Annotated in this window: 13 protein-coding genes; 12 read left to right on the plus strand and 1 reads right to left on the minus strand. The window is 72.1% G+C overall.

Features of this window, described 5'->3' with window-relative positions; all coding sequences use genetic code 11:
- The gene (locus NP048_RS09185) at positions 1–2,232 is read right to left on the minus strand and encodes an MMPL family transporter (RefSeq protein ID WP_227578687.1); all 2,232 of its coding nucleotides are present in this window, start codon (positions 2,230–2,232) and stop codon (positions 1–3) included.
- A 108-nt stretch (positions 2,233–2,340) separates the two neighbouring features.
- Between NP048_RS09185 and NP048_RS09190 the strand changes: the two genes are divergently transcribed.
- From NP048_RS09190 to NP048_RS09245, 12 genes are all read left to right on the plus strand, one after another.
- On the plus strand, positions 2,341–3,798 hold the full coding sequence (locus NP048_RS09190) for a replication-associated recombination protein A (protein ID WP_227578688.1): 1,458 nt from the start codon (positions 2,341–2,343) through the stop codon (positions 3,796–3,798).
- A gap of 191 nt (positions 3,799–3,989) precedes the next feature.
- On the plus strand, positions 3,990–4,616 hold the full coding sequence (gene rpsD / locus NP048_RS09195) for a 30S ribosomal protein S4 (protein WP_013117046.1): 627 nt from the start codon (positions 3,990–3,992) through the stop codon (positions 4,614–4,616).
- Positions 4,617–4,771: 155 nt separating this feature from the next.
- The gene (locus tag NP048_RS09200) at positions 4,772–5,137 is read left to right on the plus strand and encodes a DUF948 domain-containing protein (protein WP_227578771.1); all 366 of its coding nucleotides are present in this window, start codon (positions 4,772–4,774) and stop codon (positions 5,135–5,137) included.
- Positions 5,134–5,517, plus strand: a complete 384-nt coding sequence (locus NP048_RS09205; RefSeq protein WP_227578689.1) for a hypothetical protein — start codon at positions 5,134–5,136, stop codon at positions 5,515–5,517. Before NP048_RS09200 ends, NP048_RS09205 begins: the two co-directional genes overlap by 4 nt.
- Positions 5,518–5,606: 89 nt before the next feature.
- The gene (gene alaS, locus NP048_RS09210; RefSeq protein WP_227578690.1) at positions 5,607–8,300 is read left to right on the plus strand and encodes an alanine--tRNA ligase; all 2,694 of its coding nucleotides are present in this window, start codon (positions 5,607–5,609) and stop codon (positions 8,298–8,300) included.
- 4 nt (positions 8,301–8,304) lie between these two features.
- Positions 8,305–8,874, plus strand: coding sequence for a Holliday junction resolvase RuvX (ruvX, locus tag NP048_RS09215; RefSeq protein WP_227578691.1), 570 nt, complete (start codon positions 8,305–8,307; stop codon positions 8,872–8,874).
- Between the two features lie 7 nt (positions 8,875–8,881).
- Positions 8,882–10,093, plus strand: a complete 1,212-nt coding sequence (gene mltG / locus NP048_RS09220; protein WP_227578692.1) for an endolytic transglycosylase MltG — start codon at positions 8,882–8,884, stop codon at positions 10,091–10,093.
- A complete protein-coding gene (locus NP048_RS09225) occupies positions 10,090–10,956 on the plus strand; it encodes a shikimate dehydrogenase (protein ID WP_227578693.1) in 867 nt (288 codons plus the stop codon). Before mltG ends, NP048_RS09225 begins: the two co-directional genes overlap by 4 nt.
- Positions 10,957–11,063: 107 nt before the next feature.
- Positions 11,064–12,737 carry a GspE/PulE family protein gene (locus tag NP048_RS09230; protein WP_227578694.1) on the plus strand — a complete coding sequence of 558 codons (1,674 nt, stop codon included), beginning with the start codon at positions 11,064–11,066 and terminating at the stop codon, positions 12,735–12,737.
- 127 nt (positions 12,738–12,864) lie between these two features.
- Positions 12,865–14,487: a type IV pilus twitching motility protein PilT gene (locus NP048_RS09235; protein ID WP_284439733.1), complete on the plus strand. Its 1,623-nt coding sequence runs from the start codon at positions 12,865–12,867 to the stop codon at positions 14,485–14,487.
- Positions 14,487–15,719: a type II secretion system F family protein gene (locus NP048_RS09240; protein WP_227578695.1), complete on the plus strand. Its 1,233-nt coding sequence runs from the start codon at positions 14,487–14,489 to the stop codon at positions 15,717–15,719. The genes NP048_RS09235 and NP048_RS09240 overlap by 1 nt, the downstream gene beginning before the upstream one ends.
- A 147-nt stretch (positions 15,720–15,866) precedes the next feature.
- The gene (locus NP048_RS09245) at positions 15,867–16,331 is read left to right on the plus strand and encodes a type II secretion system protein (RefSeq protein WP_227578696.1); all 465 of its coding nucleotides are present in this window, start codon (positions 15,867–15,869) and stop codon (positions 16,329–16,331) included.
- Positions 16,332–16,373: the final 42 nt, after the last annotated feature.

Below are 16,373 nucleotides of genomic sequence, written 5' to 3' on the forward strand. Positions count from 1 at the left end.
TCAGTGGATGATCGCGAACCGCTGGTAGAGGCGGCGCAGCGGCCGGGGCGCCCACCAGTTCGCACGGTCCAGGATCGTCATGGTCGCCGGCACGAGGAGCAGGCGCACGACCGTCGCGTCGATGAGCACCGCGAACGCCAGGGCGAACCCGACCTGCTTGATGACGACCAGGTCACCGGCGACGAAGCCGGAGAACACGACGATGATGATCGCCGCCGCCGACGTGATGATGCGCCCCGAACGCTGGAGCCCGAGCCGGACCGCCTCGTCCGTCGGCAGGCCCTCGTCGTGCAGCTCCTTGACCCGCGAGAGCAGGAACACCTCGTAGTCCATCGCCAACCCGAACGCGAACGCGATGACCAGCGCGAGCACGTACGTCTCGATCCCGCCGGTCGACGTGAACCCGAGCAGGCCCTCCAGATGGCCGTCCTGGAAGGCCCACACCAGCACCCCCAGGGACGCGACGATCGACAGCGCGTTCGTGAGCAGCGCCTTGATCGGGATCACGACCGAACCCGTCATGAGGAACAGCAGAACGAGCGTGGCGACCCCCACGATGCCGAGCGCGAGCGGCGCGCGCGCCACCAGCGCGTCGGTGAAGTCGATCTGCGACGCGGCCTGACCCACGACCCACCGGTCGAACGGCGCGTCGACGGCCCGGACCTCCCGCACGACGTCCGCGGCCACCGCACCGCCCGGGTCGTCCGTGGCAGCCCGGACGCCGATGACGACGTACGAGCCCAGCGGAGCCGGTGGGTCGACGGACGCGACGTCGGGAAGCTCGGCCACCTCCTGCGCCCACGCGGTGGCCTCCGCGAGCGACGCCTCCGCGACGACCGTGACGGCCGGTGACGCCGCCGCGGGGTAGTTCTCCTCCAGGTCCGACACGTACTCGCGCTGCGTCGAGGCCGTCGGGAGCAGCTCGAGCCCGCTGATCCGCAGCTCCATGCCCAGGGCGGGCGCCGCCAGCACCCCCAGCAGGGCGACCGACCCGAGCATCACCCACCAGGGGTGGCGCTGCACGCGCCCGGCGAGCGAGGAGAACGCGCCCTCGTCGTGACGCACGTCCGACGCGCGTCGCAGACCGGGGACGCGCGCCAGCAGCCCGGGCTTCGTGAGCCGGCGGCCCGTCATCGTCAGCAGCGCGGGGACCAGCGTCACGGCCGTCGCGACCGCGATGAGCACCACGGCCACGCCGCCCGCCCCGACGGCCCGCAGGATGTCCGGACGGAACACCAGCAGGCCCGCGATGGACACCGCGACCGTCACGGCGGAGAACACCACGGTGCGGCCCGCGGTCGCCATCGTCCGCTCGACCGCGGCCAGCACCGCACCGTCACCGCGCCGCCGGCGGCTGCCCGCGCCGTCGTCGGTGCCGACCGACCGGTGCAGCTCCTCCCGGAAGCGCGAGACGATCAGCAGGCCGTAGTCGATGGACAGCCCGAGCCCGAGCACCGTCACGACGTTCACGACGGACGCGTCGACGTCCATGACGTACGTGAGCCCCAGCAGCGCACCCAGACCGCCCGCGATCGACGCGAGTGCGCCGGCCATCGGCATCGCCGCGGCGAGAAACCCGCCGAAGACGACCACCATGATGAGCAGCGCGATCGGCAGCGCGACGACCTCACCCGTGCGCAGGTCCTCCTCGGCCTGCTCCGTGATCTCGTCGACGATCAGGTGCTCGGCACCGACGACCCCCTCGACGTCGGGCGCCACCGTGCGCAGGTCGTCGGGCACGTCGCGCAGCCGCTGCTCGACGGCGTCGAGCGCCGCGGCCTGCGCGTCGGAGGAGAGGTCGGGCTCCAGCTCCACGACCACGAGGAACCCCTGGCCGTCACGGGCGAGCAACGGGGCCGCCGCCGGGTTCTCGACACCGCCGGGCAGCACGAGGGGGTCGATGACCGACACGACCCCGTCGACGCCCGCGAGGTCCGCGCGCACGGGCTCGAGCGCGGGCCCCAGCTCCGGGTCGGCCGGGTCGAGGCCCGACAGGACGAGGTTCACGCTCGGGCCGGTCGTCCGCTCGTCGGCGAGGATCTGCTGCCCGCGGGTCGACTCGGCGCCCGGCACCCCCGGCGCACCGGTCGCGACGCGGTCGAACAGGTTCTCACCGTGCAGGCCCTGCACGGCCAGGGCGTAGCCCAGAGCCGTGAGCACCAGCCAGACGACGACCGTCAGACGCGGGTGGTGGGCGACGGAGCGACCCAGGCGTGCGAACACGCTGGCCATGCTCGCAGGTCGTCGGGGCCCGGCGCATGTCACGGGAACGGTTCGCGCTGTCGCGCGGCGCCGTGACCACGCGACGGGCACCCCACGGCGGTGCGTAGGCTCGCAGGCATGGACCTGTTCGACGCGGTCTCCTCGACCGCGCAGGGGCTGCCCGCACCCGCGGCCGGCGCCCCCCTCGCCGTGCGCATGCGGCCCCGCACCCTCGCCGAGGTGGCCGGGCAGGGGCACCTGCTCGTCCCCGGGTCCCCCCTGCGCAGGCTCGTCGAGCCGGCCGAGGAGAGTGCCCGTCGTGCCGTGCCGTCGTCGGTCGTCCTGTGGGGTCCGCCGGGCACGGGCAAGACCACGCTCGCCTACCTCGTGGCCAGCACGTCCGGACGCCGGTTCGTCGAGCTGTCCGCCGTCACCGCGGGCGTCAAGGACGTCCGCGCCGTCGTCGACGACGCACGACGACGTCTCGCCGCCGACGGCTCCGAGACCGTGCTGTTCATCGACGAGGTGCACCGCTTCACCAAGGCGCAGCAGGACGCCCTGCTGCCGAGCGTCGAGAACCGCTGGGTCACGCTCGTGGCCGCGACCACCGAGAACCCCTCCTTCTCGGTCAACTCGCCGCTGCTGTCCCGCTCGCTGCTGCTTACCCTGCAGCCGCTGACCACCGACGACGTGCGTGTGCTGGTCGAACGCGCGGTCCGGGACGAGCGGGGCCTGGCCGGCTCCGTCACGCTCGACGACGACGCCATGGACCACCTGCTGCGGCTCGCCGGCGGGGACGCGCGCAAGGCGCTGACGATCCTCGAGGCCGCCGCGGGCGCGGGCCTGTCCGACCGCGGCCCCGTCCACGACGCCACGACCCCGGTCACCGTCGACCTGGCCACGGTGGAGCGCGCGATCGACGTGGCCGCGGTCCGCTACGACCGGGACGGCGACCAGCACTACGACGTCATCAGCGCCTTCATCAAGTCCATGCGCGGCTCCGACGTCGACGCCTCCCTGCACTACCTCGCGCGCATGGTCGCGGCGGGGGAGGACCCCCGCTTCATCGCCCGCCGCGTGGTCATCGCCGCGGCCGAGGAGGTCGGCATGGCCGACCCGAGCGCGCTGCAGACCGCCGTCGCCGCAGCCCAGGCCGTCGCGCTCATCGGGATGCCCGAGGCGCGGATCATCCTCGCCGAGGCCGTCGTGCACGTGGCCACGGCCCCCAAGTCCAACGCGGCCTACGTCGGGATCGACCGCGCGCTCGCGGACGTGCGCGCCGGGCGCATCGGCACGGTGCCGCCCCACCTGCGGGACGCGCACTACGGGGGTGCGCAGGGTCTGGGCCACGGCAAGGGCTACCGCTACGCGCACGACGCGCCGCACGCGGTCGCGACCCAGCAGTACCTCCCCGACGACCTGGCCGGCACCCGCTACTACGAGCCGTCGGACCGGGGCTTCGAGCGCTCGGTGGGGGAGCGGCTGACGCGGATCCGGTCGATCCTCGACCCGTCGCAGGGGCCCACCGTCGGTGAGGGGCCCGGACGGTCGCCCGTGCCGGGCCCGGATGACGTCGGCGGCTCGGTCGTCGGGTAGTATCGACCGGTCGTCCGCCGCGTGCGGACGGCAGTATCCAGCACCTGGGGTCCTAGCCCGCGGCACCGGCCGTCTCACGACGACCGGGAGCCCGCACCGTGGTCGGCCCCACGCCCGCCGGAAACCGTTCCGTCCGGACCTCGTCCGGAGCGCGGGTGTGCTCGTCCATCAACACGACAGGAAGTACCACTGTGAGCAGCGTGACCCGTTCGCGTCGCCAGGTCCGCCTGAGCCGCGCGCTCGGCCTGGCCCTGACGCCCAAGGCCGTCAAGCACTTCGAGAAGCGCCCCTACCCCCCGGGTGAGCACGGCCGCGCCCGTCGCCGCACCGAGTCGGACTACGCGGTGCGTCTGCGCGAGAAGCAGCGTCTGCGCGCCCAGTACGCGCTGCGCGAGAAGCAGCTCGCCAAGGCGTACGAGAACGCACGCAAGGCCCCGGGCCTGACCGGTGAGGCCCTCGTCGAGGACCTCGAGACGCGTCTGGACGCGCTCGTCCTGCGCGCCGGGTTCGCCCGCACGATCCTGCAGGCGCGCCAGACGGTCACGCACCGTCACGTGCTCGTCGACGGCAAGATCGTCGACCGTCCGTCCTTCCGCGTGAAGGAGGGCCAGACGCTGCAGATCAAGCCGAAGTCGCAGGCCACCGTGCCGTTCCAGGTCGCCGCCGCCGGCGCCCACCGCGACGTCCTGCCGGCCGTGCCGGGCTACCTCGAGGTCCAGCTCGAGAAGCTCAGCGCCACGCTGGTGCGTCGTCCCAAGCGCGCCGAGGTCCCCGTGACGTGCGAGGTCCAGCTGGTCGTCGAGTACTACGCCCGCTGAACCACGCCTCACGAACGCCCCGCCGCGCACACCTGCCGGCGGGGCGTTCGCGCGTCCGGCGCGCACGACACGCGCCTCGGCGCGCACCGGCACCCCGGTAGGGTGACGACGTCCGATCACGGACGTACACGCATGTGGAGGAGAGGTCGGGCATGGTGTCGATCGGTGACGTCGCGGGACTCATCGCCGCAATCGCTTTCGTCGGCCTCGTCGGCTTCCTCGGGTTCGTGTCCCTGAAGGTCGCCGCCGTGCTCGACGAGACGCGCAGCTCCGTCAAGGAGCTGACCGACCACACGCTCCCGATGCTCGACGAGGCGGCCAAGGTCGTCGCGTCGTCCGCGTCCCAGATGGACAAGGTCGACACCGTCACGACGGCCGCAGCCCAGGTCGGCGAGAACGTCTCGGCGCTGTCGTCCCTCGTGACGGCCACCGTCGGGGCGCCGCTCCTGAAGGTCGCGGCGTTCTCCTACGGCGTGCGGCGCGCCCTCGCGGGCCTGCGCACGGGCGGGGCGCGTCGATGAGGCGGCTGTTCTGGGTCGGTGTCGGCGTCGCGGTCACGGTCGTCGTCGTGCGCCAGGGGCGTCGCCTCGTCGAGCAGTACGCGCCGGCCGGGACGGGCGACGCGGTCGACGGCGCGGTCCGGATCGGCCGCGCGCTGCGGGCCGCGCGCGACGACTTCCGCACCGGTGTCGCCGAGCGGGAGGCCGAGCTGCTCGACGCCCTCGTCGGTGACGTCGACCTCGACACGCTGCGGGCGAACGCGCCGCGGCACCGCGCCGAGCTCCGCGAGACCTTCGGTCGACCCGCCCGCGACGACCTCGCGCGGGACCTGTCCGCCCGGGGCTGGGCGGGCGAGCCCGTCACCGACCCCGACGACGACGCGCAGGCCCCGTTCTTCTGAGCGGTCCGCCGTTCCACCCCGGGCTCGCAGGCCCGGACCCACCCGATTCTTCCGCCCCTGCGTGGCGGACCGCACACCACGAGGACGACATGCGCACCGCCGAGATCCGCCAGCGCTGGCTCGACTACTTCGCGAGCAAGGACCACGCCATCGTGCCGTCCGTGCCGCTCATCTCCCCGGACCCGTCGATCCTGTTCACGATCGCCGGCATGGTCCCGTTCATCCCGTACATCCTCGGCACGCAGGACGCCCCGTGGCCGCGCGTCGCCAACGCGCAGAAGTGCATCCGCACCAACGACATCGAGAACGTCGGGCGCACCACGCGGCACGGCACGTTCTTCCAGATGCTCGGGAACTTCTCGTTCGGGGACTACTTCAAGCAGGGTGCGATCGAGCTCGCGTGGGGCTTCCTCACCGGGTCCCAGGCCGACGGCGGGCTCGGGCTCGACGGTGACCGGTTCTGGGTGACGATCTGGGACGAGGACACCGAGGCGGCCGACGCGCTCGTGCGTGTCGGGGTCAACCCGCGGCAGATCGTGCGCCTGCCGCGCGAGGAGAACTTCTGGGACACCGGCCAGCCCGGACCCGCGGGCCCGTGCGCCGAGTGGCACTACGACCGCGGCCCCGAGTTCGGCCCCGACGCCGTGGGCGGCACGGTCGACCCCGGTGGCGACCGGTACCTCGAGATCTGGAACCTGGTCTTCGACCAGTTCGTGCGCGGCGAGGGCCGCGGCAAGGACTACCCGCTGCTGGGCGAGCTCGAGCGCAAGGCGATCGACACCGGGGCGGGCCTCGAGCGCATCGCGTACCTGCTCCAGGGCAAGAACAACCTGTACGAGACGGACGAGGTCTTCCCCGTCATCGAGCGTGCGGCCGAGATGGCGGGCCGCCGCTACGGCGCCGACGACGAGGACGACGTTCGGCTGCGGGTCGTCGGCGACCACGTCCGGTCCGCGCTCATGCTCATCAGTGACGGCGTCACACCCTCCAACGAGGGGCGTGGCTACGTGCTGCGGCGACTCGTGCGCCGCGCGGTGCGCTCGATGCGGCTGCTCGGCGTGGAGGAGGCGGCGCTGCCCCAGCTGCTCCCGATCAGCCGCGACCTCATGAGCGCGTCCTACCCGGAGGTCGCGCGGGACTTCGACCGCATCGCGCAGGTCGCGTACGGCGAGGAGGAGACGTTCCTGCGGACCCTGACCGCCGGGACGACGATCTTCGAGGGTGCGGTCAGCAAGGCGAAGGCGGTTGCGGAGGGCGGCGGCGCGGCGCTGACCGGCGAGCAGGCGTTCGCCCTGCACGACACGTACGGCTTCCCGATCGACCTCACCCTCGAGATGGCGGCCGAGCACGGCGTCAGCGTCGACGAGCAGGCGTTCCGCACGCTCATGCAGGCGCAGCGGGACCGCGCGCGCGCCGACGCGCTGGCGAAGAAGACGGGCCACGCCGACACGAGCGCCTACCAGCAGCTCCAGCAGTCGCTCGCGGGCGAGCACGGCTCCGGCGTCACGTTCGTCGGCTACACCGACACGACCGCCACCGCCAAGGTCGTGGGCCTGCTGGTCGACGGCGTGCCCGCGCCTGCGGCAACCGCACCCGCCCACGTGCAGGTGGTGCTCGACGTGACGCCGTTCTACGCGGAGGCCGGCGGTCAGCTCGCCGACACGGGCACGATCAGTCTCGAGAACGGCGGCATCGTCGAGGTCGACGACGTCCAGGCACCGGTCAAGGGGCTGTCCGTGCACCACGGCCGGCTGGTCGACGGCACGATCACGCTGGGCGACGCGGGCACGGCGACGATCGACACGGCGCGTCGGCGCGCGATCGCGCGCGCCCACACCGCGACGCACATGGTCCACAAGGCCCTGCGCGAGGAGCTCGGGGACAACGCGACGCAGGCCGGGTCGGAGAACGCGCCCAGCAGGCTGCGGTTCGACTTCCGCTCGGGTGCCTCCGTCCCGGCGTCGTCGCTGTCGCAGATCGAGGGGCGCGTCAACGAGCGGCTGCAGGACGACCTCGAGGTCACCGACCGGACCATGGCGATCGACGAGGCGCGGGCACTGGGTGCGATGGCGCTCTTCGGCGAGAAGTACGGCAACCAGGTGCGCGTCGTGTCCATCGGCGGTGACTGGTCGCGCGAGCTGTGCGCCGGTACGCACGTGCGCCGGTCCGGCGAGCTCGGCCTGGTCACGCTGCTCGGCGAGTCGTCCATCGGGTCGGGGGTGCGCCGCGTCGACGCGCTCGTCGGCGACTCGGCGTACGGCTACCAGGCCAAGGAGCGTGCGCTCGTGAGCCAGCTCACCGGCCTGCTCGGCGCGCGTCCCGACGAGCTCGGTGAGCGGGTGTCGTCGCTGCTGACCCGGGTGCGCGAGTCCGAGAAGGAGCTCGCGGCGCTGCGGCAGGCGCAGGTGCTGGCGGCTGCCGGCTCCCTCGCGGCGGGTGCGCAGCAGGTCGGCGTGGCCCGCGTCGTCGCGCACGACGCCGGTGAGGTGTCCGCACCGGACGACCTGCGCACGCTCGCGCTCGACGTGCGCGGTCGGCTGGGGGAGTCCTCGCCGGTCGTCGTCGCGGTCGGCGGTGTCGCCAAGGGGCGTCCGGTCGTCGTCGTGGCGACCAACGCCGCGGCGCGCGAGGCCGGTCACCGGGCGGGTGCGCTCGTCCGGGCGGCGTCGGGCGTCCTCGGCGGTGGCGGCGGCGGCAAGGACGACGTCGCGCAGGGTGGCGGTACCGACGCGACCCGGCTGCCCGACGCCCTGGCCGGTGTCGTCGCGGCGGTCCGGGGCTGACGCCGTGGCGCCCCGCGACACGCCCGACGTGGACGTGGTGACGCGTGGCGCCCGCCTCGCGGTCGACGTCGGCACCGTGCGTGTCGGCGTCGCGGCGAGCGACCCCGACGGGATGCTCGCCACGCCCGTCGCCACGCTGGCGCGCGCGGCGGGCAAGCCGTCGTCGACGGCCACCGACGTGGCACGGATCGCGGACGAGGCGCGGGAGCGACGTGCACAAGTCGTGTATGTCGGGCTGCCGCGTCACCTCTCCGGGGCCGAGGGGTCGTCGGCCGGGGTCGCGCGCGCGTACGCTGTCGCACTGGCGCACGCGGTCGGGCCTCTCCAGGTCCGGCTCGTGGATGAGCGGATGAGCACGGTGACCGCGCATCACGCGCTTCAGGCGGCCGGCCGATCCGGGCGCCGCCACCGGCAGGTCGTCGACCAGGCGGCCGCGGTGGTGATCCTGCAGCACGCGCTGGACGTGGAGAGGTCCACGGGACGTCGTCCCGGGGAACGGGTCGAGGTGGACCCTGACCGCTCCGCACCGGCGCGCGGGGGCGTTGCGGGTGACGGCACGACGACTGTGGAGTGACGCGCAGGTGAGCAACCAGACGGAGTGGTGGGCCCCGGTGAAGTCGGACGAGAGCGTGACCGAGCTGTTCGGCGGTGACCGTGTCGCGGCTGCACCGGGTGAGCCGGAGCCGCGTCGCCGGTCCCGCGCGTCCGGGCGCAAGCGCGAGGAGCGGATGCGCAAGCAGCGCCGCCGCCGGTCCGTCTCCGTGCTGATCGTGGCTCTGGTGCTCGTGGCCGGAGCGGTCTACGTGGTGTTCTCCCTGATGGGCAAGTCGCTCTTCGGCGGATCGGGCGACGCGGCGCAGGTGACGGACTACCCCGGGTCGGGGCGGCCGGGTGCCCCGACGATCGTCATCGAGGCCGGCGACTCGGGGGCCGCGATCGCGACGACCCTGCACGACGCCGGCATCGTCGCGTCCGAGGAGGCCTTCCGCACGGCGTTCAATGCGAACCCCGACGCCGCGTCCATCCAGCCCGGCACGTACCAGCTCATGCTGGAGATGAAGGCCGAGAAGGCGGTCCAGGCACTGCTCGACCCCAAGAGCAAGGTGTCGATGAAGGTCACGATCCCCGAGGGGCTGACCGCCGAGGACATCTTCACGCGCATCAGCAAGGTCGCGCTCATCAGCATCGAAGACGTCCGCGCGGCCGCGGCCGATCCCGCCGCCATCGGTCTGCCGGCCGAGGCGGGAGGCAACGTCGAGGGCTGGCTGTTCCCCTCCACCTACCAGATCGAGCCTGGCATGCAGGCGCCGGCGATCCTGGCGCAGATGGTCGCCAAGACCGTCCAGGTTCTCAACTCGAAGGGCGTGCCGCAGGACCAGTGGCAGGACGTGCTGAAGAAGGCGTCGCTGATCGAGAAGGAGGCCAAGCTCCACACGGACCGGCCCATCATGGCCCGCGCCATCCAGAACCGGCTGGACCGCGGCATGACGCTCGACGTCGACGCCGCCGTCGCCTACGGCCTGGGGATCTCCGGGACGGCTCTGACGCGCGAGAACACGCAGGACCCGAGCAACCCGTACAACACGTACAAGCACCTGGGTCTGCCGCCGACGCCCATCGCGTCGCCCGGAGAGATCTCCATCGACGCCGCGCTCAACCCCGCCGAGGGCAAGTGGGTGTTCTGGGTCGCGATCGACCTCGAGACCGGTGAGACCCGCTTCGCCGAGACGCACGACGAGCACCAGGAGAACGTCGCGCTGCTGCGGCAGTGGCAGAAGGAGAACGGGGGGTGACGGCAGCGCACCGCCGCGCGGCGGTGCTCGGCCACCCGATCGCGCACTCGCTGTCACCCGTGCTGCACCGGGCGGCGTACGCCGCGCTGGGGCTGGACACGTGGCGGTACGGCGCCGTCGACGTCACGGAGGAGCAGTTGCCGACGTTCCTCGCGGGTCTCGACGCGTCCTGGGCGGGACTGAGTCTGACCATGCCGCTCAAGCAGACGGTCGTGCCGCTCCTGGACCACGTCGAGCCCCTCGCGCAGGTGGTCGGTGCCGTCAACACCGTCCTCGTGCACGGCTCGGGTCCGGGGCGCATGCTCACGGGTGCCAACACCGACGTGTACGGCCTGGTCGCCGCGATCGGTGAGGCTGGGGTCAGCGGAGGTGTGCGCTCCGCCGGCGTCGTCGGGGCGGGCGCGACCGCGGCGTCGACCCTCGCCGCGCTCGCGCAGCTGGGATGTACGTCCCCCCGGGTGTACGTGCGGTCCCAGGCGCGGGCCGGGGGCCTGTTGCGCGCTGCGCACCGCATGGGCGTCGAACCGCGCCTGTGCCGGCTCGACGACGCGGCGGGTGAGATCGGACGGCTCGACGTGGTCGTCAGCACCCTGCCGGCGCACGCCGCGGACCCGTTGGCCGCCGCCGTGGTCGCCGACGCCGTGGTCGCCGACATCACAGGCGTGCTCCTCGACGTGTGCTACGACCCGCGACCCACGGCGCTGGCTGCCGCGTGGGCCACCCGCGGTGGGCGCGTGGTGGGCGGCGAGCGGATGCTCCTGCACCAGGCGGCCGAGCAGGTGCGGCTCATGACCGGTGCTCCGGCACCCCTCGCGGCGATGGCCGCGGCCCTGGACGACGCGCTCGCGCCCGCCGTGTCCTGACCTGCACACCGCGGACCTTCGTCCGTGCCGGACGCTTCAGGCGGCCTGCCACGGTGCCGATGTCTCCCGAGGTGCCGCTGTCGGCGCCACGGACACAGGAGGCGTGTGTGAAGCAGCTCGGTGAGGTTCTGCTCGACGAAGGTCTCGTCACGGAGGCGCAGCTCCTGGCCGCGCTCGACGAGCAGCACTCCCTGGGGACGTCCCTGGGGCGCACGCTCGTCGAGCTGGGGATCCTCACCGAGGCGCAGCTCGTGCGGGCGCTGGCCGCGCAGGTCGGCATGGAGTTCGTCGACCTCGACGAGTACCCGGTCGACCGCACGGCGGTGGCGGCGGTCCCCGGTGCCCTGTGCCGGCGGCACTCGGTGCTCCCGGTCGGCGTGCGCAACGGCGCGCTGGTCCTGGCGACGGCGGACCCGGGCAACGTCGTCGCGGTCGACGACGTGCGCACCATGTCGGGCATGACGGTGGTCGCGGTCGTCGCGACCCACGACAACGTGCTGCGCGCGATCGACCGGTACTGCCGCGCCGACGGTGAGATGGAGGACCTCACCAACGCGTTCGAGGAGTCGCACCAGCCCGAGGAGGACCTGTCGACGCGCATGGGGGACGTCCTCGACGACGAGGCCCCCATCGTCCGGTTCGTGAACCTCCTGGTGACGCAGGCGATCACCGACCGCGCCTCCGACATCCACATCGAGCCCAGCGAGCACGACCTGCGCGTGCGCTACCGCATCGACGGCGTGCTCCACGAGACGCAGCGGGCACCCAAGAACATCACCGGCGGCGTGATCAGCCGCGTGAAGATCATGAGCGACATCGACATCGCCGAGAAGCGCAAGCCGCAGGACGGCCGCATGTCGGTCGTGCACAACGGCCGCAAGATCGACCTGCGCGTGGCGACGCTGCCCACGGTGTGGGGCGAGAAGATCGTCATGCGCATCCTCGACAACTCCACCGCGAGCCTCGACCTGCGGGACCTGTCGTTCCTCGAGCACAACTACGCCACGTACAAGGAGTCGTACTCCAAGCCGTACGGCATGATCCTCGTCACCGGGCCCACGGGCTCGGGCAAGTCGACGACGCTGTATGCGACGCTCAACGCGGTCTCCAAGCCGGAGATCAACGTCATCACCGTCGAGGACCCGGTCGAGTACCGGCTCGGGGGCATCAACCAGGTCCAGGTGAACCCCAAGGCTGGCCTGACCTTCGCGGCGGCGCTCCGCTCGATCCTGCGGTCCGACCCCGACGTCGTGCTCCTCGGTGAGATCCGCGACCACGAGACGGCGCAGATCGCGATCGAGGCCGCCCTCACCGGTCACCTGGTGCTCTCGACGCTGCACACGAACGACGCGCCCTCGGCGGTCACGCGTCTGACGGAGATGGGCATCGAGCCGTTCCTCGTGGGGTCGGCGCTCGACTGCGTCGTCGCGCAGCGGCTCGCGCGGCGGCTCTGCCCGAAGTGCAAGGAGGCCTACCGTCCGACGCCTACGGAGCTCACGGCGGCGCGGTTCCCCTGGGTCGAGGGGGAGGACCTGCCGGAGTTCTTCCGGCCGGCCGGTTGCGCCGCCTGCTCGCGCACGGGCTACAAGGGGCGGCTCGCGCTGCACGAGGTGATGCGCGTCACCGAGGACATCGAGCGCCACGCGGTCGCGCACTCGTCGTCCGCGGACATCGCAGCCACGGCGGTCAAGCAGGGCATGATCACGCTCCGCGACGACGGGTGGCAGAAGGTCGCGTCGGGACTGACGTCGATCGAGGAGATCCTCCGCGTCGTCGCGTGAGTCGTTGCGCGTCGCCGCTCAAGTCGCGCGGTACCCGGTCCGATGAGACAAGGGCACCCTCGGGTGCACTGGAGCGCGGCCGTCCCGACGACACCGCGGCGCAGGACAGACGCATGTGGAGGACGACGTGACCGACGCCTACCAGGGCCACCCGAGCGGAGCGTCGCGCCCGCTGCCGCCGTACCGGCCCGCCGGACCGCAGGCCGGCCCGGGTGGCACACCCATGTTCACGCCCGTGCCCTCCCAGAGCGCCGCGGTGTCGCAGCACCAGGCACCCGCAGCGGGCACGGGCGCACCCGCGGCGCCGGCCTACCCCTCGGCCGCCGGGACCCCGGCGTACCCGTCGGCCGGGGCGACGCAGGCGTACCCGTCGGCTGCGGGCGCGCCCGCAGCCCAGACCTACGCGCCTGCGTCGGGCGGCCCCGTCGCGGCTGCCTACACGCCGCAGACGCACGGGGGGCCTGCGGGTCAGCAGTCGTACACGCCGGCGCCCCTGCCGACCGGTGCCGTCCCGCCGCCGGCTCACGTGCCCGCACCGCAGTCGCCGCAGGTGCCACCTGCCCGGCCGCCGGCCGACGGTGCGCCGCGCCGGGCGATGGGCCAGGCGGAGCAGGCCGGTGACCTGCCCATCGACGACGTGCTGCGCGAGATGGTCCGGCTCGGGGCGTCCGACGTGCACTTCACCACCGGATCGCCGCCGATGGTCCGGATCTCGGGGTCGCTGCAGCCGCTGGACCAGTTCGGCCCCGTCATGCCGGACGGCCTGCGCCGCTCGATCTACTCGATCCTCGCCCAGAAGCAGCGGGAGAGGTACGAGGAGGAGCTCGAGCTCGACCTGTCGTACGCCGTGCGCGGGCTCGCGCGGTTCCGCGTCAACGTCTACCAGCAGCGCGAGTCCATCGGCGCGGCGTTCCGTGTGATCCCGTACGAGATCAAGCCGCTGGAGGAACTCGGCGTGCCGCCGGTCGTCGGGACGTTCGCGGGCCTGCCCCGCGGGCTCGTGCTGGTCACCGGGCCGACCGGGTCGGGCAAGTCGACGACGCTGGCCTCGATCATCGACCTGGCCAACCGCACGCGCCAGGACCACATCATGACGGTCGAGGACCCCATCGAGTTCCTCCACCGGCACAAGAAGTCGCTCGTCAACCAGCGTGAGGTCGGTGCGGACACGCACTCGTTCGCCAACGCCCTCAAGCACGTGCTGCGCCAGGACCCCGACATCATCCTCGTGGGGGAGATGCGCGACCTGGAGACGATCAGCGTCGCGCTCACCGCGGCAGAGACCGGGCACCTGGTGTTCGCGACCCTGCACACGCAGGACGCCGCCCAGACCATCGACCGCGTCATCGACGTGTTCCCGTCGCACCAGCAGGCGCAGGTCCGCACGCAGCTCGCCGGCGCGATCCAGGCCGTGGTTTGCCAGACCCTGTGCAAGCGCACCGACCAGCCGGGCCGTGCCGTCGCGACGGAGGTCATGATCGCGACGCCCGCCATCCGCAACCTCATCCGCGAGGGCAAGACGCACCAGATCTACTCCTCGATGCAGGCGGGGGCGAAGCAGGGCATGCACACGCTCGACCAGCACCTCGCGGAGCTGGTGAAGTCCGGCAAGATCACCTACGAGGTGGGGCTCGAGAAGTGCCACCACGTCGAGGACTTCAACCGGCTCACGGGCCGGTTCTCCGGACAGTCCCAGGCGCAGGCCGGCGTGTCGAACGCGACCGGCGGCCTCGGCGGGCAGGCCTTCTGATGGCGACCGCGACGAAGACCTTCGAGTACGCGGTCCGGGACCGGGCCGGCAAGATCGTCAAGGGCCGCGTCGAGGCCCCGAACCAGGCCGCGGTGGCCAACCGGCTGCGCGAGATGGGCCTCGCAGCGGTCTCGATCTCCGAGGTCAGCACCGCCGGCCTGCAGTCCGAGATCAACATCCCCGGCTTCGGCGGCAACAAGATCAAGCTCAAGGACCTGTCGATCATGGCGCGCCAGCTGGCGACGATGATCGACTCGGGTCTGTCGCTCCTGCGCGCGCTGACGATCCTCGCGGAGCAGACCGAGTCCAAGCCGCTGGCGAAGATCCTCGGGCAGGTGCGCTCCGACGTCGAGGTGGGGACCGCCTTCTCGGTGGCGCTCGGGAAGCACGAGGACGTGTTCCCGCCGTTGATGATCAACATGGTCAAGGCGGGTGAGGTCGGCGGGTTCCTCGACGAGGCGCTCATCTCGGTCGCCAACAACTTCGAGGCCGAGGTCAAGCTCCGCGGCAAGATCAAGTCCGCCATGACCTACCCGGTCGTGGTGTTCGTCGTGGCAATCCTCGCGATGATCGGCATGCTGCTGTTCATCGTCCCGATCTTCGCGGAGATGTTCGCGACCCTCGGTGGCGAGCTGCCATTCCTCACGCGGGTCCTCGTGGTGCTCTCGAACATCATGAAGTGGACCATCGTGCCGACCGCCATCGGGCTCGTGGCGTTCAGCGTCTGGTGGCGCAAGCACAAGAACGACCCGCCGATCCGGGAACGGCTCGACCCGCTCATGCTCCGGGTGCCGGTGTTCGGCCCGCTCGCACGCAAGATCGCGATCTCGCGCTTCACGCGGAACTTCAGCACGATGATCCACGCGGGCGTCCCGCTCCTCCAGGCCCTGGACATCGTCGGCGCGACCAGCGGCAACATCGTGATCGAGCGCGCGGCACGCGCCGTGCAGGACTCGGTGCGCAGGGGCGAGTCGCTCTCGGGACCGCTGTCCCAGCACCCCGTGTTCCCGCCGATGGTCGTGCAGATGATGGCCGTCGGCGAGGACACCGGGGCCCTGGACACGATGCTCGCGAAGGTCGCCGACTTCTACGACCAGGAGGTCGAGGCGACGACGGAGCAGCTCACGAGCCTCATCGAGCCGCTCATGATCGTCGGCATCGGCGGGATCATCGGCTTCATCGTCATCGGTCTGTACATGCCGATCTTCCAGATCTTCAACGTCATCCAGTAGGCGCGGGCCGAACGGGTGATCATGCGCACCGATTCGGTGCGGTCGCTCAAGGCGGCGGCAGTCACTGTCGATGAACCGGATGTACGACCCGAACCGGCCCTGATGGGCTGGTCTTCCTTTCCGATATCGCACACACAGGAGGCCGGCGTGATCGCTCGGATCCGCAAGTCCATCGACGAGAAGGACCGGGGTTTCACCCTGATCGAGCTCCTCGTCGTCATGATCATCATCGGGATCCTCGCGGCCATCGCGATCCCCGTGTTCCTCAACCAGCGCAAGAAGGCGAACGACACGGCTGCCGTGTCCGACGTGTCGACGCTGGGCAAGGAGATCGCGACGTTCTACGTCGACGCGACCGCGCCGCTCGCGACGACCGGCACGGCCACGGCCGGCGTGTTCCTCGGCGGCGGGCGCTACGCGATCCAGGGCAACGACGCCGGCAAGGCGAGCAACGGCGTGACGGCGGCGACCTACTCGCACACCGGCACCGACGTGGTCCAGGCGTCCACCAGCTGGTGCGTCGAGGTCGTGTACTCGGGTGGTTCGCAGGGCGCGACCTCCGAGGTCTCGTACAGCGCGCAGGACGGCCTGGACAAGACCGGCGGTTGCTGACCTTCGAGTGAGTGTCGTGTGGTGGTGGCGGGCCTCGGCCCG

The organism is Cellulomonas xiejunii, from assembly GCF_024508315.1.
Taxonomy (GTDB): domain Bacteria; phylum Actinomycetota; class Actinomycetes; order Actinomycetales; family Cellulomonadaceae; genus Cellulomonas; species Cellulomonas xiejunii.

Coding starts and splice junctions, on each gene's coding strand:
- NP048_RS09205 (WP_227578689.1), top strand. CDS start 5,134: ATGAGGCGGCTGTTCTGGGTCGGTGTCGGCGTCGCGGTCACGGTCGTC.
- alaS (WP_227578690.1), top strand. CDS start 5,607: ATGCGCACCGCCGAGATCCGCCAGCGCTGGCTCGACTACTTCGCGAGC.
- NP048_RS09185 (WP_227578687.1), bottom strand. CDS start 2,232: ATGGCCAGCGTGTTCGCACGCCTGGGTCGCTCCGTCGCCCACCACCCG.
- NP048_RS09190 (WP_227578688.1), top strand. CDS start 2,341: ATGGACCTGTTCGACGCGGTCTCCTCGACCGCGCAGGGGCTGCCCGCA.
- NP048_RS09240 (WP_227578695.1), top strand. CDS start 14,487: ATGGCGACCGCGACGAAGACCTTCGAGTACGCGGTCCGGGACCGGGCC.